Consider the following 18,718-nt stretch of genomic DNA (forward strand, 5'->3'; position numbering starts at 1 on the left):
TCGTCAGTATTGCAGTGCTTTTACCTTTCAATGAATGGAAATATTTGGAGAAACATGGATGAAAAAAAGTAAGTTCCGCCTTTCCCCCTCAGGAAAGCTTGCCGCGTCGCTGGCGATTATCATTACTTCGCTAACCGCAACTCAGGCAGCAGATATTATCGGTGCGGGCGATGCCGGGCATAATCCGGGCATCAGTCAGGCGGCAAACGGTGCGGCGGTGGTGAATATCGTCACCCCGAACGCCTCGGGCCTGTCTCATAACCAATATCAGGATTTCAACGTTAACAAACCGGGGGCGGTGCTGAATAACGCCTTGAACGACGGACAATCTCAGTTAGCCGGTCAGCTGAACGCTAACCCCAACCTGAACGGACAGGCCGCTAACGTCATTTTGAACGAGGTCATTAGCCGCAACCCATCGTTATTGCTGGGTAAGCAGGAAATATTCGGTATGGCGGCAGATTATGTGCTGGCTAACCCGAACGGTATTGCCTGTGATGGTTGCGGGTTCATCAACACCAATCGCTCCGCTTTAGTGGTGGGAAACCCGCTGCTTGAAAAAGGAGCCTTAACCGGTTTCAACACTTTCGGCAATGACAATACTTTGAGCATTCGCTCCGGCGGATTACAGGCCAACAGCGTGTTGGATCTGATCGCGCCCAAAATTGACAGTCGCGGGAAAGTGATTGCCACGCAGCAAATTAACGCGCTCAGTGGGCACAATCAAACTGCAGCCGACGGCAGTTTAGTGCGAGCGGAGGATGTCCCGAACAGTAGTCTGGACAGCTACTATCTCGGCAGTATGCAGGCGGGTCGCATTCGCTTGGTGAATACTACTGTGGGCAGTGGCGTAAATCTGGCCGGGGAATTCACCGGGTTGGAAGGCATAGACGTAAGCTCTCAGGGCAATTTGGGCTTACAGGCAGCGAATCTGCGCGGTGGTGATATCGGTCTACAGGGTAAAAACATCGATGCTCAAGGCGTCGTGAAAAACAGCAGTACGAATCGCGACGGCAGTGAGAATTACAACAGCACCTGGAGCGGCCAGTACGTCAATGACCGCAGTACCACGCAACGATTACAGCGTACGGTATTAACCGGCAAAAATATCACGCTGAACGCCAGCGATCGTAACCGACTGACGGCGACAGATATTCAAGGGGATAATGTCACCCTGCAAGGTGGTGAACTGACGTTGGACGGGCAGATGCTGACCCAGACTCAGGGTCATACGCACAATCAGGATAAGCTTACCTGGCGGCACAATGTCACGACAGAAAGCGAACAGCGTCAGCAGATCGGGACGTCGGTCAAAGCCCGTGAGAACGCGACTCTGAAGGCCACGGCTGGTGATATTCAGTTGAAAGGCAGTAGCGTGGAAGCGGGTAACAATCTGGCACTCAACGCTACCGGCGACATTCAGCTGACGGGGTTGGTGGAGCAGAAGAAATCCACCGAAACTGGCTATCGCAAAAATCACACGGCCAGCTTACTGACGGGAAACTGGCAGGAAAGCAGCGAAAGTGAAAGTCTGAAGAAAAGCCAACTACGAGCGGGCGATAATCTGGGGCTAACGGCCGGCAACGCGGTGGTCAGTCGCGCAGGCAATGTGCAAGCCGGTAAAGATTTGCTGGTCACGGCGGAAAAGGTGCGGATTGACGTGCAGAAAACCGCCAATAGAAAAACTCAGAAAGATAATAAAACGGCCTGGGGCGGAATTGGCGGCGGTGATAATAAAGACAATGCCAATTTACAGGAAATCAGCCAGGCTTCAGAACTGACGGCGGGCGGTAAACTTTTGGTGTCCGGTAATCAGGGCGTCACTATTACCGGTAGTAAAGTAAAAGGGACGCAGGGCGGTTTTGTGCAAACCCAACACGGCGATTTGGTGATTGATAATGCCGTGAGTACCACTACCGATAAAGTGAATAGCCGCACCGGAACCGTATTCAACATCACCAAGGGTTCACAAAAGACCAATAACTCCATGCAGCAGACTGTAGGCAGTGAACTGAAATCCGATGCGGATTTAAAACTGTTCAGCCAGCAGGATATTACCGTGGTAGGCAGTTTGGTGAAAAGCGCGGGCGAGCTGGGCATTGACGCTCTGGGTGATGTCAATGTGAAAGCAGCCGAACTGCAACACAAAATCGATGAAGAGAAAACCGCTTTAAGCCTGAAAGGCCACGCGGAGAAAACCGGAGATAAGCAATATCGCGCGGGTGTTAATCTGGATCACACTCGCGATACCGAAAATACCGAACGCAGTGAAAACAAATCTTCAACCCTGAGCGGGGGGAGCGTGACGTTAGCATCGGGTAAAGATGTCACTTTCACTGGCTCTCAGCTGGTCGCTCATCACGGCGATGCCAAAGTCAGCGGCAACAATGTCACCTTTACAGCAGCAGAAGATCAAACCACCAGTGAAAGCAGCCACGCCAAAACCGGCGGCGGTTTCTATTACGTGGGCGGGATGGATAAAGCCGGCAGTGGTATTCAGGTGGGGCATGAAAGCAGCAAAACTCACAGCGATGGCAGCAAAGCGCTGGTTTCTGGGACTCAGGTCAGCGGAGATTTGGTGATTGCGGCCAAGGGCGACCTGACTCATCAGGGCACCCAGCAACAGATTGGTGGGAAATATCAGGTTGATGCCGATAATGTCCACAATCTGGCGGCTAAAAATAGCGATAACAGCACAACCACAACGTTGAAAGTGGGCGTAGATATCGGTGTAAACGCCGATTATAGCGCCATCACTCGCCCGTTAGAGCGCGCCGGTGGCAAGGTTGCCAGCCTGGATGCTGGCGGTACGCTTAATGATATCGGCGGAATAGGTGCGCCGAACGTTGGGATTGATGTTAACGCCAGCGGTAGCAGCAGTGATGTGCGTAAAAACAGCGAGCAAGCGGTAGTGAATACGGTGAATGCCGGTGATATTTCCATCAATGCAGGGGGAGCAATCCGCGATCAGGGAACGCAATACAAAGCTAATCAGGGCGGCGTCACCTTGGATGCAGAAAGCCATAGCCACGAAGCTGCGGTGAATCGCGATCAGACCGTTAGTCGTGAAACGAATGGCAGCGCCGGCGTGCGGGTTTACACCACGACCGGTAGCGATGTGGTCGTGGATGCTAAAGGTCAGGGAGGGACGACTCGCAGCGATAAAATCAATGAGCAAGCCGTTGCCGGTGGCATCAGCGCGGTAGACGGTATCACGATTCGGGTTAAAGACGACGCGCGCTATACCGGAACCGCTCTCGACGCTGGAAAAGGTAAAGTCAACGTCACTGCCGGTGGCGATATAGCTTTTGAACAGGCGACCGACCGCGAAACCGAAAATCATAGCGGCTTCAACGTGAAGGCTTCTGGCAAAGGTGGTTTCACCGCAGATAGCAAAAGCTTCGGCGGCGGTTTGGGCGGTGACTATGACAAAGGGGAAAGCAAGACGTCTCACGCTAACGTGAGCCAATTACAGGGCTTGCAAGGCGTAGAATTGAATGCCGGACAGGATTTAACGCTGCAAGGCAGTGAAATCGGCAGCAAAGATCGGCCGGTGGGCGATGTCACGCTGAACGGGAATAAAGTTGATTTGCAGGCCGCACAGTCCAGCCATTGGGAGAAAAGCACTAAGTTCTCCGGCAATCTGGACGCCGGTGGCAGCAAAGGGGAAACCGATAAAAAAACCAGCGCTGGCGGTAACTTCGGCTTTGCCGCAGATTACGCCAAAGTCGATCAATCGACCAACGACGCTCAAGGCGGTGGTATCACTAGCAGCGGCAACCTGAATATTCAGGCCAACGGTGATAATGAGCAAGCCATTCACCTGGAAGGTACGCAGGTGAGCAGCAAAAATACCGTTTTGAATGCGGATAATGGTGGAATTGTGCTGGAATCTGCTAAAAGCGGAGAGCACAAAGATAACTGGAATCTGGGAGGCAAAGCCAACGGTAAACTCGGCCAAAGTTTCGGTAAAGATGAGCAGGGCGCGGTAGACAGCGCCAGCGGGAAGAAAACCCACACGGCGGGCGTCGGCGCGACCTTCGGTCTCGATCGTAAACAGGCAGGCACTCAGCAAAATACCCAGATTGCGACCGGCGATCTGAGCTTCTCCAGCGATGCGGATACGGTTCTGGCCGGCGCGAAAGTCAAAGCGGATAAAGTGGACGGCAGCGTGGGCGGCGATTTGCGTATTGAAAGCCGCAGAGACACCGAACAAAGTCTGAAAGTTGGCGTTGACGTTGGATTAAGTCATACCAACGATCCGAACAGCAGCGTGGTTTCCAAAGTCTCTAAAGTCGGTACGCCACGTTACGCGGATAAAGTAAAAGAAACGCTGGAAGGCGGCGCGAACAAAGTCTTCGATAAAGCCGAGGAGAAATATAACCAAACCGCTCGCGGTCTGGACAGCAAACAAGATACCACCAACGGCGTCAGCTTCAGTAAAGCCGAGGATAAAGTGACCTTGCCGGAAACGCTCGCCAATGAGAAAGAGGGCAGCGCGCTGTGGGATAAAGGTGCACGTAAAGCGGGCAATGTGGCCAAAGAGAGTCTTTTAGGCCCGGCAGGCCGTGATGGGCACTTTAAGGTTACCGCCGATGTGGTGAAAAACGATGCCGTTGGTGAACAAACTGCGCTAAGTGGCAAGCAGGGCGTGAACCTGACCGTACAAGGTAAAACTCAGCTGATCGGCGGCCAGATCGGTAGCCAGAAAGGGCAAGTTGACCTGAACAGCGGCGGTCTTGAGCAAAGTGATATGAATGGCAAACGCTATCACGGCGGCGGCAGCGCCGATGTGGCAGCCACCGTAGGCAGCCTGTTGAGCGGCAGCACCAAAGATATTCTTTCTGGGGATTCACCGTTCATTAAAGTGGATAAAGGGACGACCGAGGTTAGCGATGCTCGCGGCGCGATTATCAGCCATAAAACGGTTAAATAAGCGGGAGCGATAAGAGGTTATTCTTTTTAGATCAAATAAATAATAGCCCACGCTAACGGAGTTATTCGTTAAGTGGGCTATTTTCTCTTACATGATCACATGATCAATCGTTACATCACCAATTTTCCGCAGACAATCAATGCCCGCGCACCATCGGTTTTACATCCGTTCTACCGTTTCAATACCCAAAGTATCCAAACCTTGCTTCAGCGTCTTGGCGGTTAGCATCGCCAGTTTCAGGCGGCTTTGACGGCTTTCTTCGCTATCGGCGTTCAGAATCTGGCAGTGCTCGTAGAAGCTAGAGAACAAACCGGCCACATCGTACAGATAGGCACACATAACGTGCGGAGTGCCTTCGCGGGCGACGTTAGTAATGGTTTCTTCGAATTGAAGCAAACGGGTTGCCAGTGCGGCTTCGCGGTCTTCGGTGATGACTAACGGCAGCGTCAGGCTGCTCGCGTCTACCACACCAGCGCGTTTAAACACTGAAACTACGCGGGTATAAGCATATTGCATGTAAGGCGCGGTATTGCCGTCCAATGCCAGCATATTATCCCAGTCGAAGACGTAATCGGTAGTCCGGCTTTTCGACAGGTCGGCGTATTTCACCGCGCCGATACCGACCGCATTTACCACTTCGGCCAGTTCATCCGCAGGCATATCCGGGTTTTTCTCCGCGATCAGCTTACCTGCGCGTTCGATAGCTTCGTCCAACAGTTCAGACAGCTTAACGGTGCCGCCAGAGCGGGTTTTGAATGGTTTGCCATCTTTGCCCAGCATCATGCCGAACATATGGTGTTCTAACGGCACGGATTCTGGAACATAACCGGCTTTACGCACGATGGTCCAGGCTTGCATTAAATGCTGATGCTGCCGGGAATCGATGTAATACAGCACCCGGTCGGCACCCAGCGTTTCGTAACGATATTTGGCACAGGCGATATCTGTGGTGGTGTAAAGGTAGCCGCCATCCTTTTTCTGGATAATGACGCCCATAGGCTCGCCTTCTTTATTTTTGTATTCATCGAGGAATACAACGGTAGCGCCTTCGCTCTCAACCGCCAGACCTTTCGCTTTTAGATCGGCCACAATGCCCGGCAGCATTGAGTTGTACAGACTTTCACCCATGACGTCGTCTTTGGTCAGAGTGACATTCAGACGATCGTAGGAAATCTGGTTTTGCGTCATGGTGATATCCACCAATTTACGCCACATGGCGCGGCAATATTCATCCCCGCCCTGCAGTTTTACGACGTAAGCGCGAGCGCGAGCCGCAAATTCTTCGTCTTCATCGTAATTTTTCTTCGCTTCGCGATAGAAAGCTTCCAGATCTGACAGACCCATATCGCTGGCGTTCTCATTCTGCATTTTTTCCAGATAGGCGATCAGCATCCCGAATTGGGTGCCCCAATCTCCGACGTGGTTAGCGCGAATGACATTGTGACCCAAAAATTCAAGCGTTCGCGCGGCGGCGTCACCGATAATGGTGGAGCGTAGGTGACCCACATGCATTTCTTTCGCTACGTTTGGCGCAGAATAGTCGATAACCACGGTCTGAGGCTCAACCGGAGCAATCCCCAGTTTTGGCGCAGTCAGGGCAAACTCGACTTTCTCGGCAACCCATTGGCGGTCGAGGAAGATGTTGATAAAACCGGGGCCGGCGATCTCGACTTTGCTGGCGATACCCTCAAGATCCAGCAGCTCAACCACTTTTTCAGCCAGTTGTCGGGGTTGCATACCGAGTTTTTTGGCAACGGCCATCACGCCATTTGCTTGATAATCGCCAAATTGGGCCTTTGCGGACTGGCGAACTTGCGCTTCGCTGTCGACGGGGGCACCTGCTGCAATCAGCGCCTGGCTGACTTTATCTGAAAGAAGAGCCTGAATATTCACCGGGTTACCTTAATTACGGACATGAGGCGCAAAAATGCGCCCTGTTAATATCAACGGGTCTGGCGTCACGCACGCGGTTTCTCTACGCGGGAGGGCCAACCACAAAACTGCTGGGTTTATATCATATTTGCCCGCCGACGTCAGCAGGGGGAAAGCCTTCCGCTTGTGCTATCTCAGCGCTATGTTCCTAACGAACAAAAACAGTGCTTTTATCGGTTATTTCAACAGCAATAGCGGAGATTCATCGACAAAACTCTGTTGTTCGCCGCTGAAAACGGTAAATTATGGCCGATTCGCTTTCCCCCCCGATGAACGGAGAGAAAACCTTATGCAAGCCTTGGCACACATTACCGAATTACAGGATTTGGTACAGGATTTACCCCGTTTTGAACAACAGCTGACGGATTTTGCGCAACGGCTCAATTTGGACCTCAGCCAGTTCACCGCCGACCACATTTCTCTACGCTGTCACCAGGCCGCTACAGCCGATCGCTGGCGCAGCGGTTTGCTTCAGTGCGGTAGCCTGATGTCAGAAAATCTTATCAATGGCCGCCCTATCTGCCTGTTTGATTTAGCGCTGCCGTTGTCCGTTGGGCCTTGGGGAATTGATTGCGTAGAATTGCCTTATCCGGGAAATAAGCGTTATCCCCATGAAGGCTGGGAGCATATTGAACTGGTATTGGCCGGCACCCCGGAAACGCTGTACTCGCGGGCGTTGAGCCTGCTACCGGCAGAGTCTGACCTACCGGTAGGCGTGACCTTCAAATTCAGTTCGCCAAAAGGGGAAGCCGAACGTTTGGCTAACCCCACGCTGGCGGTAAGCAACGGCGCGATTACCATTAAGTTCCATCCCTATACATTAAGGCAAATTATTGACAGTGAGCACAATAGTTAACGTGTTTAGGTTATTTATCTCGCTCAGGATTATCACTTATGGTTATCACTGTGACTGACCTCTAGTCATTATTTTGAATTGAATGCCATAGTAAGGCTTTCGGCAGTCTTGATGAGATGACCTTTGGGCTTGAGTGATAAGTTCTGCATCCAATCTATCAGACGGCGGAATGATTGATTTACGGGTGGTGAAATGAGCTGTAGCAGATGTGTTTGTCAAAAGGGGAGAGATAATGACTAAGTTAGAAATTTGTTGCTATAGCGTCGATTGCGCGCAGACCGCTGAGCGCGCTGGAGCCGATAGAATTGAGTTGTGCTCAGGTCAGTCTGAAGGCGGCCTGACGCCAAGTTTGGGCGCGCTGATGCAAGCGCGTGCCACGGTAACCATTCCGGTCCACCCGATAGTCCGGCCGCGCGGTGGTGATTTCTGCTATAGCGAGAGTGATTTTGCGATCATGAAAAATGATATCGCACAAATTCGGGATATGGGGTTTGCCGGAGTTGTCGTCGGCGTACTGGATGAAGAAGGGCACATTGATTTGCCGCGAATGCGTGAAATCATGGAGATCAGCGGCCCGCTGGCGGTCACTTTCCATCGGGCATTTGATATGTGTCTGAATCCGATGGTGGCGTTGGAACAGTTAACGCAGTTGGGCGTGGCGCGGATTTTGACCTCCGGCCAACAGCAAAATGCCGAGTTGGGGTTAACCTTACTGCGCGATCTGGTGAACGCGACCCAGGGGCCGATTATTATGGCCGGTGCCGGTGTGCGCTTGTCAAATATGCAGAAATTCTTAGAAATTGGCGTCACGGAATTACACAGTTCCGCAGGCCGCACACGTCCTTCCACCATGCGTTACCGTAAAGCCGGTGTCACTATGTGTGCAGATAACGATGTGGATGAATTTGCTCGCTATTGCGTGGATGAAGAAGTGGTGGAGGCGATGAAAAGCCTGTTATGTATTACCGAACCGCTGCCACGTTCCGCCTGATAGTCCTAAATAAAAAAGCCCCGACGCGTGATGTTCGGGGCTTTTTTTATGCCGGAAGAGAGCCGATTGTGATTAAGGCTTACGGGCAATCAGTACCGCTCGCATCGGTGCCGGATAGCCTTCAACGGTCTTGCTGCTGTCGTTGGGATCGAGGAATTCAGCCAGTGACTCGCTAGTCATCCAATCGGTACGACGCTGCTCGTCGGTGGTTGTGAGCGCCACGTCGGCGATTCTCACATCGACAAAACCGCATTTTTCCAGCCAGCCTTTCAGCGCCAGCGCTGACGGGATGAAATACACGTTGCGCATTTGCGCGTAACGATCGCCCGGCACCAGAACCTGCTGGCTATCGCCTTCGACTACGATGGTTTCCAGCACCAATTCGCCGTCGCTGACTAACTGATTTTTCAACTGATATAAGTGATCTAACGGTGAACGACGGTGGTACAGCACGCCCATAGAGAAAACGGTGTCAAAGGCCGCCAGCTCCGGCAATTGCTCAATGCCTAGCGGCAGCAGATGGGCGCGCTGATCGCCACCCAGCAGTTTTCGTACCGCTTCGAACTGACATAAAAACAGCTGCATTGGGTCAATGCCTACGGCCAAATGCGCGCCTTCGCCGATCATGCGCCACATGTGATAGCCGCTGCCGCAGCCGACATCAAGAATCGTTCGACCTGCCAGCGGGCTGATATGGGGCAGAACGCGATCCCATTTCCAGTCTGATCGCCATTCGGTATCGATATCCAGCCCGTATAATGAAAACGGGCCTTTGCGCCACGGCATCAGCGCGCGCAGCATTTTTTCCATGCCCTCGCGCTGACCGGCTGACAGCGGCGGGGTGATGTCCGCGCGCACGCCGTCTTTCAAATTCAGTTCGGTAGGTGTCAACAGCGGCAGATGCTCAACGGCGTTAAACCAGGTTTTGAACTTACCGTGCAGGGATTCACGCTGCCAGCAGCTTAGCTGCGCCGGCAGGGTTTCCAGCCACGGGCTAAGTGGCCCTTTGGCAATCAGTCGGTAAAAATCACCGAATTCAATCATTGGGCTTCTCCTGCTTTCAGAGCAATCAACGAACCAAAATTAAAGCACTGGAACCATACTTCGGCGTGTTCAAAACCGGCGCGGCGTAAACGCGCTTTATGGGTTTCCACCGAATCGGTCAGCATAACGTTTTCCAACATGCTGCGTTTTTGGCTGATTTCCAGCTCGCTGTAGCCGTTCGCCCGTTTAAAATCGTGGTGCATGTTAAACAGCAGATCGCCGACGTTGGCATCTTCAAAACTGAATTTTTCCGATAACACCAGTGCACCACCGGGACGCAGCCCCGCGTACACCTGATTCAGCAAGCGCTGGCGATTGGCTGGCTCCAGGAATTGCAGAGTGAAATTCAGCACGACCATTGAGGCGTTTTCCAGTTTCACATCCAGAATATCCGCCTCGACCACTTCCACCGGGGTATCGGCGCGGAAAGCGTCTAAATGGCGACGGCAGCGTTCAACCATGGCAGGGGAATTGTCCACGGCAATGATTTTACAGCCGGGAACCTGAATATTACGACGCATGGCCAAGGTTGCCGCGCCCAAAGAACAGCCCAGATCGTAAACCTGACTATCAGGTTGTACAAAGCGCTCAGTCAACATGCCAATCATCGAAATAATATTGGAATAACCGGGTACCGAACGCTGGATCATATCGGGGAAAACCTCCGCGACGCGTTCGTCGAAAGTCCAATCACCCAATTTGGCAATGGGCGCAGAAAACAGGCTATCCCGCGGCGGTTGCGTGGATTCTGTGTGCGGCTGGCTTGCCGGCATAGCATCAGTTGCTGGTTTGGTATCGCGATTTGGCATGACGGTCATTGAGATTGCTGGAAAATGAAGGCGCGTATTCTAACAGAAACGACCGGTTTTTGCTAAAACCGGTTAAACCTGAGTGACAGGAAAATTTGTCCTTGATAATTTAAAGGGATTGGTCGCTTACTCCTGGTTATTCCGTGGCTATAGCGGCCTGAGTCGCTGCTATATGGGTTCGGTTATCGTTGAATATATAACCGGTGGATTTAACAGCAACCAGTGATGTCTGGTGTTATTATCCGTTGCGGGAATAATTCAGGGATGGATGATGAGAAAGATTATCTTTTTAATCGGCTTAGTGGTGGTGGTTTTGAGCAGCTATGTACTGCGCTATATGCCGCTTTACCTGGTATTCATGCTTTTTATTTGCTTGATAATTTATGGCGCAGGTATCTACCTTAACCCCAGATTAACGACCTCAAACTGGCACCTTGGGCAGAAATGTCAGATCAATGGTGCGACGGCGGTCTCTTTGAGCGTCTTATTTTTAATCTTAGTGACGTGTAGTTCAACCATCGGCTGGGCTTATTATATGTCGACCAAGCCTTGGTATCAGGAAGATAGCAACGGCTATCAGACGCATACGCTGTCCGCCACTAGCCGGAAAATTGCCCAGGTGCATAATGCGGTATTGAAGAAAGTCAAACATCCAGAACGAGCTGAATTCCTCGGAGATTATATCAGTCCCTCCGAGGGGTTAGGAGTGATTTGCGGCTACCTGAACTATCAGGATCCCGCAGGTGAAGACGATGATTATTATCGCTATGTTTCCAATGGCACACCATCCGGCACCTTTTTACAGCTGCAAACCGAAAGTTTTTCCGCGGTGTGGACCCAATTCTGTTTGGATAAAAACTGAAAATAGAATCGTGGTTGACCGCATGAAAGCGTGTCTGAACAGCGGGAGGGAAAGAGGCGGGGTAACACGGGAAGGGGAAAACCGGATAAGCTAAGGTGAGAAAGCTGGAACATGAAGGCGGTGATAAACCGCCCGAACTAACTGTGGTTCCGATAAAAGAACGCATAAACAGTGAAACCGGGGATTAAGTTAAGCTAAAAATCTGTTCCCACGGTAAATAGTAGATATTAGCGATTATCATTAGTATCAATGAAACATAAGTTGCACTCATCCCTGAACGTCGCCAGCGAATTTCCCGGTGACGTAACCCGTAATAGTGTAATAAACGACCGACAATCAGCATTAATCCACACAGATGAATCATCCAGGTCTCTGCGCCGTTCATTTCCATCATAACCAGCAATACCACGGCGATCGGAATATATTCTACGGCATTGCCGTGTACCCGTATGGCCGTTTGCAACTCATAAAACCCACCGTCGCCATAGGCTACCCGGTACTGGTTTCTTAATCTCACCACATCAAATGAAAGCTTAATTAGTAATAGTGCGCCCAACACAACATAAAGCGAGCTAACCATTTTTAACTCCATAGCCCAACCATAACTGGCTGAATAATGATAACCGTCAACGTCGTCACTGTCGCTAGAAAAATCGAAAGTCTACTATCTATAATCGCTGTTGTTTATAGAGTAGAAATAAATACCTGCCACCATTCAGCCTTGCATTTTGTCGAAATGAGCGTCAGTTCTCATTTTTCACCGATTTCTGGCGTTTCTACTCTTTTAAATGTGCGACTTCTCGCCGCCCTTCATTTTGATGCAAATCATGACAAACTGCCGGGATTGGACAAGGGAATTTTCTGCTAAAACAATGTGTTTTGCTCTGGCCAATCCGGCGCGGGAGGTAAAGAAGGTATTAACGCCGCTAGCCGTTGCCAGATTTTTTGCGCTTGCTGCGGTGAATCGCCATTATCCGGCGTATGAATAAACAGATAAGGCTGGTGCTGATGCTCCCATACCGGCAGTTTTTGCAGCCAGGGGGCGAAAAGTTTCAGATTTTCATCCAGCCTATCGCCGCCGATAAACCGCACCAGAGGTTGATGACCGGTAACCACGGCATGTACCGGCAGTTTGGGTTTTTTACTTTGCGCGTCCCGCACCGCGGCGGTATTGGGTGCGGCGCTGTGGATCGGACGGCTATCGAGAATAACCCGGTTAACTTGCCGTTGGTGCAAACCTTGATTGAGCGCCAGTTCCTCCCCGCCTTTGGCAAAAAAAGCCGGATGCCGAACCTCCACACCATAGTTAAAGTCACGGGGTAATCGGTCGAGAAAGTGAAACAGCCGCGGCAATTCACGCGGCCCAAAGGCGGCGGGCAATTGCAGCCACAGTTGGCCGATACGCTGATTGAGCGGTTCCAACGTCTGATAAAAGGTTAATAATTCCTGCTCGCACTGACTGAGTGCCGCCTGATGGCTGATAGTGGCGGGGAATTTGAAGCAGAACCGAAAGCTTTCCGGTGTCATATCCCGCCAGCGCAGCACAATTTCCGGTTTCGGCAGCGCATAAAAAGTGGTGTTGCCTTCCACGCAGTTGAAATAGCGGCTGTAATCCGCCAGATCCTGCAAACCTAACCGGCTCCATGCCGAATGTTGCCATTGAGGTAATCCAATATACATAAGTCAGCCGCTGCGAAAGAAAGAAACAACGCGGCTCAGCTCACAAACGAAGCCGCTAAAAGGTACCCTTACCTTAACGTCAGGCGGTTAGCGCGGCAATAATTTCATTGCTGCTACGGACGCGAGAAAAACGCGGGAAGATGTGGTGGAAGCTGGCCTGATGCTGCTCGGTGTCCGGAGCGCTACAGGCGTCTTCGGCGATCACCAGCTCGTAGCCGTGTTCCCAGGCGGAGCGGGCGGTAGATTCAACGCCGAGATTTGTCGCAATCCCGCCCAACACGATGGTTTTTATCCCGCGCCGGCGCAGTTGCAGATCCAGTTCAGTGCCGTAAAAAGCCCCCCATTGGCGTTTAGTCACCAGAATATCGCTATCGCGAACCTTCAACTGCGGCGGGAAATCCCACCAGTTGGCAGGTAAACGGCCAGCCGGGTTTGGGCGATCGACCGGCGGATGCAATACGTCGGCAAAATCTCCCGACCAGCCCACGCGCACCCAAAACACCGGAGCGCCTAATTGACGAAACTGTTCGGCTAGGTGTGCACCATGATTGACAACTTGTTCGGCACTGTACGGGCCGCCGGCGTAAGGGAGAATTCCCTGTTGCAGGTCGATCAGCACCAGTGCGCTGGTTTTTGCTTCAATTTTCATCATCTTTGGCCTCGAACAGACATGGGCTAAATGAGGTTTATGGCCTCTGGTGCCTCCGAGTTTATGCCAACAAATGTTGCCGAACAGTCTTATCACGGGGAGAATTTTGTTAAATGATGTGTTAAATCACCGCAGAGAGTGACTTTGTCGTCCCTGACCTGTGCGTTCGCTCTTATCTATGCCATGAATTTCCTTTATAATGACCCCCTTTTTTCAACACTCTTTAATCCAAAATACCTATGCCAATTTATGAATATGCGTGTAGCGCGTGCCAACATCGATTAGAGAAACTACAAAAATTTTCTGATGCGCCACTGACAGACTGTCCGGCGTGTGGGAAGCCTGCGTTATCGAAACAGATATCTGCTGCCGGTTTTCAGCTGAAAGGCACCGGTTGGTACGCCACTGATTTCAAACCGGGTGCCAAAAAACAGGGTTCACCAGAGTAAGGGTTCACCAGAATAATAGCCGCGCGAACAGTTCAGAACACTCGACGGGCGCGGCATCGGCTGAGTAAAAGGACATTGTATGCGTACTGAGTATTGCGGGCAGTTGAATCTGTCCCACGTGGGACAAAGCGTCACACTTTGTGGTTGGGTCAATCGTCGCCGTGACCTGGGTGGCCTGATTTTTATTGATATGCGTGACCGTGACGGCATCGTTCAGGTGTTCTTCGATCCTGACCATAAAGCGGCCTTTGAGCAGGCTTCTGAGCTGCGCAATGAGTTCTGCATTCAGATTACCGGTACTGTGCGTGCGCGTCCGGAAAGTCAGATCAATAAAGATATGTCTACCGGTGAAGTGGAAATCTTTGCCAACTCACTGAATATTATCAACCGTTCTGAGCCATTGCCGCTGGACTCCAACCAGATCAACAGCGAAGAACAGCGTTTGAAATATCGCTATTTGGATCTGCGTCGTCCAGAAATGGCCGACCGCCTGAAAACCCGCGCTAAAATCACCAGCTTTGTGCGCCGCTTTATGGACGATCACGGTTTCCTTGATATCGAAACCCCGATGCTGACCAAGGCGACGCCGGAAGGTGCGCGTGATTATCTGGTACCAAGCCGGGTACATAAAGGCAAATTTTACGCGTTGCCGCAGTCTCCTCAGCTGTTCAAACAGTTGCTGATGATGTCTGGCTTCGACCGTTACTATCAGATCGTAAAATGTTTCCGTGACGAAGATTTGCGCGCCGATCGCCAGCCAGAATTTACCCAGATCGATGTGGAAACTTCCTTTATGAGCGCCGATCAAGTGCGTGAAATCATGGAAAAAATGATTCGTCAGCTGTGGCAAACCACCAAAGGCGTTGATCTGGGTGATTTCCCGATCATGACTTTTGCGGAAGCCATGCGCCGCTTCGGTTCAGATAAACCGGATCTGCGTAACCCGTTGGAGCTGGTGGACGTTGCCGACTTAGTGAAAGACGTTGAATTCAAAGTGTTCTCCGGCCCGGCGAACGATGCGAAAGGCCGCGTTGCTGCTATTCGTGTACCTGGTGGCGCGCAACTGACTCGTAAACAGATCGACGAATACGGCCAGTTTGTCGGTATCTACGGCGCAAAAGGTCTGGCGTGGTTGAAAGTCAATGACCGTGCTGCCGGTATGGAAGGGGTGCAAAGCCCGATTGCCAAATTCCTTAGTCCGGAAGTGTTGGAGGCCATTCTGGCTCGCACTCAGGCTGAAAGCGGCGATATTCTGTTCTTCGGCGCAGACAGCTTCAAAATCGTCACCGATGCTATGGGCGCACTGCGTCTGAAGCTGGGCCGCGATCTGGAACTGACTAAGCTGGATAGCTGGGAGCCGCTGTGGGTGGTTGATTTCCCCATGTTTGAAGACGATAGCGAAGGCGGTCTGACGGCGATGCATCACCCGTTCACCGCGCCGAAGGACATGACGCCAGAAGCGCTGGCAGCGAACCCGACTTCTGCTATCGCTAACGCCTACGATATGGTGATTAACGGTTATGAAGTCGGCGGCGGTTCCGTGCGTATCCACCGCACCGAAATGCAGCAGCAGGTCTTTGGCATTCTGGGCATCAATGAACACGAACAGCGTGAGAAGTTCGGCTTCTTGCTGGATGCGTTGAAATTCGGTACTCCACCGCACGCCGGTTTGGCCTTTGGTCTGGATCGTCTGGTGATGCTGCTGACCGGTACTGATAACATCCGCGACGTGATTGCGTTCCCTAAAACTACCGCCGCGGCCTGTCTGATGACCGACGCGCCGAGTTTTGCCAACCCGGCCTCTTTGCAAGAGCTATCGATCAGCGTCGTAGCGAAGAAAACCGCAGCCGATACTCCGGCAGAAGAGAAAGAGTAATGAAATACAAACGCCCCGAGTCAATTTTGGCGCTGATCTATGCCCAATCTACGGGTCGGGTGCTGATGTTACAGCGGCGTGATGACCCTGAATTCTGGCAGTCGGTTACCGGCAGTCTGGAGGAGGGGGAATCCCCATTGTCTGCCGCGCAGCGTGAAGTAAAGGAAGAAGTGGGCATTGATATCACAGGTGAAAACCTGACGCTGCTCGACTGTCAGCGCTGCGTGGAGTTTGAACTCTTCGCGCATTTCCGTCCTCGCTATGCACCGGGTACTACGCATAATAAAGAACACTGGTTCTGTCTGGCGTTACCCGAAGAGCGTGATGTCAAACTTACCGAACATCATGCGTACCAGTGGCTTAACTCGCCGGAAGCGGCGGCATTGACTAAGTCCTGGAGTAATAAGCAAGCGATTGAAGAGTTTGTTATTTATTAGGTCTAATTAGGCTATTTTCGGAGATTCTTATGGCAGGTCATAGTAAGTGGGCCAACACTAAACACCGCAAAGCGGCGCAGGATGCCAAACGCGGTAAGATTTTCACCAAAATTATCCGTGAACTGGTTACGGCTGCCAAATTAGGCGGTGGCGATCCGGCTGCTAACCCACGTTTACGTGCGGCTATCGATAAGGCATTGTCCAATAACATGACGCGCGACACCCTAAACCGGGCTATCGCACGCGGCGTGGGCGGTGACGAAGATAACAACATGGAAACCATCATTTATGAAGGTTATGGTCCGGGCGGCACCGCGGTAATGGTTGAATGCCTAAGTGACAACCGTAACCGTACCGTATCTGAAGTTCGCCACGCCTTTACCAAAACCGGTGGCAACCTGGGCACTGATGGTTCCGTTTCTTACCTGTTCACCAAAAAAGGCGTGATTTCTTACGCCCCAGGTCTGGATGAAGATACCGTGATGGACGCGGCGCTGGAAGCCGGTGCCGATGATGTGACCGTGTATGACGATGGTGCTATTGACGTGTTCACTGCGTGGGAATCTCTGGGTCAGGTAAAAGACGCGCTGGATGCGGCTGGTCTGGTGGCTGAATCGGCGGAAGTGTCGCTGATCCCATCAACTAAAGCCGATTTGGATGCAGAGACTGCGCCAAAACTGCTGCGTTTGATCGATATGCTGGAAGATTCTGACGACGTGCAAGAGGTTTACCATAACGGTGAGATCTCCGACGAAGTCGCTGCTACGCTGTAATGAGCGGCAATCAGCGTGATTTCATGTAAGTCATCGCGGCAACAGCGTTAAAGCAGTAAAGTCGCCGTGCTCATTATTGGGCACGGCCTATTTTTAGGTGGGTGTGGTTCCCAACGATAACGGACAAGGTGAAAACTGGTATGGCGATCGTATTAGGTATCGATCCCGGTTCTCGTGTCACCGGTTATGGCGTTATCCGCCAGGAAGGGCGCCAACTGACCTACCTGGGCAGTGGTTGTATCCGAACCGTGGTGGACGATTTACCGACCCGGTTGAAATTGATTTACGCCGGTGTGACTGAAATCATTACTCAGTTTCACCCGGACTTTTTTGCTATTGAACAGGTGTTTATGGCAAAAAACGCTGATTCGGCGTTGAAGCTAGGGCAGGCAAGAGGCGCGGCCATCGTCGCGGCGGTCAATCTGGATCTGCCGGTGTCTGAGTACGCGGCAAGACAGGTGAAACAAACGGTTGTTGGCACCGGCGCGGCAGAGAAAAGCCAGGTACAACATATGGTGCGTTCATTACTGAAGTTACCGGCTAATCCGCAGGCCGATGCCGCCGATGCCTTGGCGATTGCGATTACCCACTGCCATCTCAGCCAGAATACGGTGCGATTGGGTAATAACCAATTGGTCATGGCACGTGGCCGTTTGCGTTAATTTTGTGCAACGGCGCGCAAAGACCCGATAAAGCCGGGTTAATCGCTGAAGGCTGGATATCCATCCAGCCTTTTTTATGTTATAAACAGCTATAAAATATATTCATCGATAAACCTGCCGGGCAAGGAGACAGTCAAGGTGATAGGGCGCATCAGAGGTATCATTCTGGAAAAGCAGCCGCCGCTGGTGCTGCTAGAGACCAACGGCGTTGGCTATGAAATCCAACTGCCAATGACCTGTTTTTATGAACTGCCGGAGATCGGGCAGGAAGCCATTATCTTTACTCAGTTTATCGTGCGGGAAGACGCGCAGTTACTCTATGGTTTCAATGATAAACAGGAACGTGCGTTATTCCGTGAACTGATTAAGGTCAACGGCGTTGGGCCAAAGCTGGCGCTGGCGATTCTGTCCGGTATGTCGGCGCAGCAGTTTGTCGGTGCCGTTGAACGTGAAGATATCACTACGTTGGTAAAACTGCCGGGCGTAGGAAAGAAAACCGCCGAGCGTTTAGTGGTGGAAATGAAAGACCGCTTCAAAGGCTTGAACGGCGATCTGTTTAATAACACCGGTGAGATCCCGTTGCCTACCACCTCGGCGCAGGTTTCTGCGGCAGACACGGAGGCAGAGGCCGTTTCAGCGCTGGTGGCGTTGGGATACAAACCCCAGGAAGCCAGCCGTTTGGTCAGCAAAATTGCCAAGCCCGGCGCAGACTGTGAAACACTAATTCGTGACGCGTTGCGCGCAGCCTTATAGTAGTGACAG

General features: G+C 51.8%; 17 protein-coding genes. 11 read left to right on the forward strand and 6 right to left on the reverse strand.

The genetic code is table 11. The features are described 5' to 3' along the window. Nucleotides 1-58 precede the first annotated feature (58 nt). The gene (locus PL78_RS04395; protein WP_064513450.1) at nt 59-4,936 is read left to right on the forward strand and encodes a hemagglutinin repeat-containing protein; all 4,878 of its coding nucleotides are present in this window, start codon (nt 59-61) and stop codon (nt 4,934-4,936) included. A gap of 159 nt (nt 4,937-5,095) precedes the next feature. Here the strand turns inward: PL78_RS04395 and argS are convergent, their stop codons facing one another. Then, entirely contained in the window at nt 5,096-6,829 is a 1,734-nt protein-coding gene (gene argS, locus PL78_RS04400) for an arginine--tRNA ligase (protein WP_064513452.1), read from the reverse strand. Nucleotides 6,830-7,157: 328 nt separating this feature from the next. Here argS and PL78_RS04405 point away from each other — a divergent pair, with 328 nt between their 5' ends. Together PL78_RS04405 and cutC are read left to right on the forward strand one after the other, a co-directional pair. Next, nucleotides 7,158-7,724: a VOC family protein gene (locus PL78_RS04405; protein WP_064513454.1), complete on the forward strand. Its 567-nt coding sequence runs from the start codon at nt 7,158-7,160 to the stop codon at nt 7,722-7,724. 232 nt (nt 7,725-7,956) lie between these two features. After that, nucleotides 7,957-8,715 (forward strand): copper homeostasis protein CutC, encoded by a 759-nt coding sequence (gene cutC, locus PL78_RS04410; protein ID WP_064513456.1) that lies wholly within the window; start codon nt 7,957-7,959, stop codon nt 8,713-8,715. Between the two features lie 72 nt (nt 8,716-8,787). Here the strand turns inward: cutC and cmoB are convergent, their stop codons facing one another. Together cmoB and cmoA are read right to left on the reverse strand one after the other, a co-directional pair. Then, nucleotides 8,788-9,759 carry a tRNA 5-methoxyuridine(34)/uridine 5-oxyacetic acid(34) synthase CmoB gene (gene cmoB / locus PL78_RS04415; protein WP_064513458.1) on the reverse strand — a complete coding sequence of 324 codons (972 nt, stop codon included), beginning with the start codon at nt 9,757-9,759 and terminating at the stop codon, nt 8,788-8,790. Then, on the reverse strand, nt 9,756-10,532 hold the full coding sequence (cmoA, locus tag PL78_RS04420) for a carboxy-S-adenosyl-L-methionine synthase CmoA (protein ID WP_235601029.1): 777 nt from the start codon (nt 10,530-10,532) through the stop codon (nt 9,756-9,758). Before cmoA ends, cmoB begins: the two co-directional genes overlap by 4 nt. 261 nt (nt 10,533-10,793) lie before the next feature. Here cmoA and PL78_RS20145 point away from each other — a divergent pair, with 261 nt between their 5' ends. Together PL78_RS20145 and PL78_RS20150 are read left to right on the forward strand one after the other, a co-directional pair. After that, complete coding sequence (locus PL78_RS20145; RefSeq protein ID WP_128821863.1) at nt 10,794-10,973, forward strand: hypothetical protein; 180 nt, start codon at nt 10,794-10,796, stop codon at nt 10,971-10,973. A 130-nt stretch (nt 10,974-11,103) separates the two neighbouring features. Then, on the forward strand, nt 11,104-11,430 hold the full coding sequence (locus tag PL78_RS20150; protein WP_145933953.1) for a hypothetical protein: 327 nt from the start codon (nt 11,104-11,106) through the stop codon (nt 11,428-11,430). Nucleotides 11,431-11,614: 184 nt separating this feature from the next. Here PL78_RS20150 and PL78_RS04430 read toward each other — a convergent pair whose 3' ends face one another. From PL78_RS04430 to PL78_RS04440, 3 genes are all read right to left on the reverse strand, one after another. Further along, on the reverse strand, nt 11,615-12,010 hold the full coding sequence (locus tag PL78_RS04430) for an MAPEG family protein (RefSeq protein WP_049597676.1): 396 nt from the start codon (nt 12,008-12,010) through the stop codon (nt 11,615-11,617). Between the two features lie 284 nt (nt 12,011-12,294). Then, nucleotides 12,295-13,110: a DUF72 domain-containing protein gene (locus PL78_RS04435; RefSeq protein ID WP_064513462.1), complete on the reverse strand. Its 816-nt coding sequence runs from the start codon at nt 13,108-13,110 to the stop codon at nt 12,295-12,297. A gap of 79 nt (nt 13,111-13,189) precedes the next feature. Further along, nucleotides 13,190-13,759 carry a hydrolase gene (locus PL78_RS04440; protein ID WP_143711273.1) on the reverse strand — a complete coding sequence of 190 codons (570 nt, stop codon included), beginning with the start codon at nt 13,757-13,759 and terminating at the stop codon, nt 13,190-13,192. A 239-nt stretch (nt 13,760-13,998) separates the two neighbouring features. Between PL78_RS04440 and PL78_RS19480 the strand changes: the two genes are divergently transcribed. The 6 genes from PL78_RS19480 (at nt 13,999) to ruvA (ending at nt 18,709) form a co-directional block, all read left to right on the forward strand. Beyond that, nucleotides 13,999-14,208 carry an FmdB family zinc ribbon protein gene (locus PL78_RS19480; protein WP_049597679.1) on the forward strand — a complete coding sequence of 70 codons (210 nt, stop codon included), beginning with the start codon at nt 13,999-14,001 and terminating at the stop codon, nt 14,206-14,208. Nucleotides 14,209-14,287: 79 nt separating this feature from the next. Then, the gene (gene aspS, locus PL78_RS04445) at nt 14,288-16,084 is read left to right on the forward strand and encodes an aspartate--tRNA ligase (protein ID WP_064513466.1); all 1,797 of its coding nucleotides are present in this window, start codon (nt 14,288-14,290) and stop codon (nt 16,082-16,084) included. Beyond that, a complete protein-coding gene (gene nudB, locus PL78_RS04450) occupies nt 16,084-16,521 on the forward strand; it encodes a dihydroneopterin triphosphate diphosphatase (protein WP_064513468.1) in 438 nt (145 codons plus the stop codon). Before aspS ends, nudB begins: the two co-directional genes overlap by 1 nt. Nucleotides 16,522-16,550: 29 nt before the next feature. After that, the gene (locus PL78_RS04455; protein ID WP_004719779.1) at nt 16,551-17,294 is read left to right on the forward strand and encodes a YebC/PmpR family DNA-binding transcriptional regulator; all 744 of its coding nucleotides are present in this window, start codon (nt 16,551-16,553) and stop codon (nt 17,292-17,294) included. 140 nt (nt 17,295-17,434) lie between these two features. Continuing rightward, nucleotides 17,435-17,956 carry a crossover junction endodeoxyribonuclease RuvC gene (ruvC, locus tag PL78_RS04460; protein WP_049597683.1) on the forward strand — a complete coding sequence of 174 codons (522 nt, stop codon included), beginning with the start codon at nt 17,435-17,437 and terminating at the stop codon, nt 17,954-17,956. A 138-nt stretch (nt 17,957-18,094) separates the two neighbouring features. Further along, entirely contained in the window at nt 18,095-18,709 is a 615-nt protein-coding gene (gene ruvA, locus PL78_RS04465; RefSeq protein ID WP_064513470.1) for a Holliday junction branch migration protein RuvA, read from the forward strand. Nucleotides 18,710-18,718: the final 9 nt, after the last annotated feature.

This window comes from Yersinia entomophaga, assembly GCF_001656035.1.
Classification (GTDB): Bacteria; Pseudomonadota; Gammaproteobacteria; order Enterobacterales; family Enterobacteriaceae; genus Yersinia; species Yersinia entomophaga.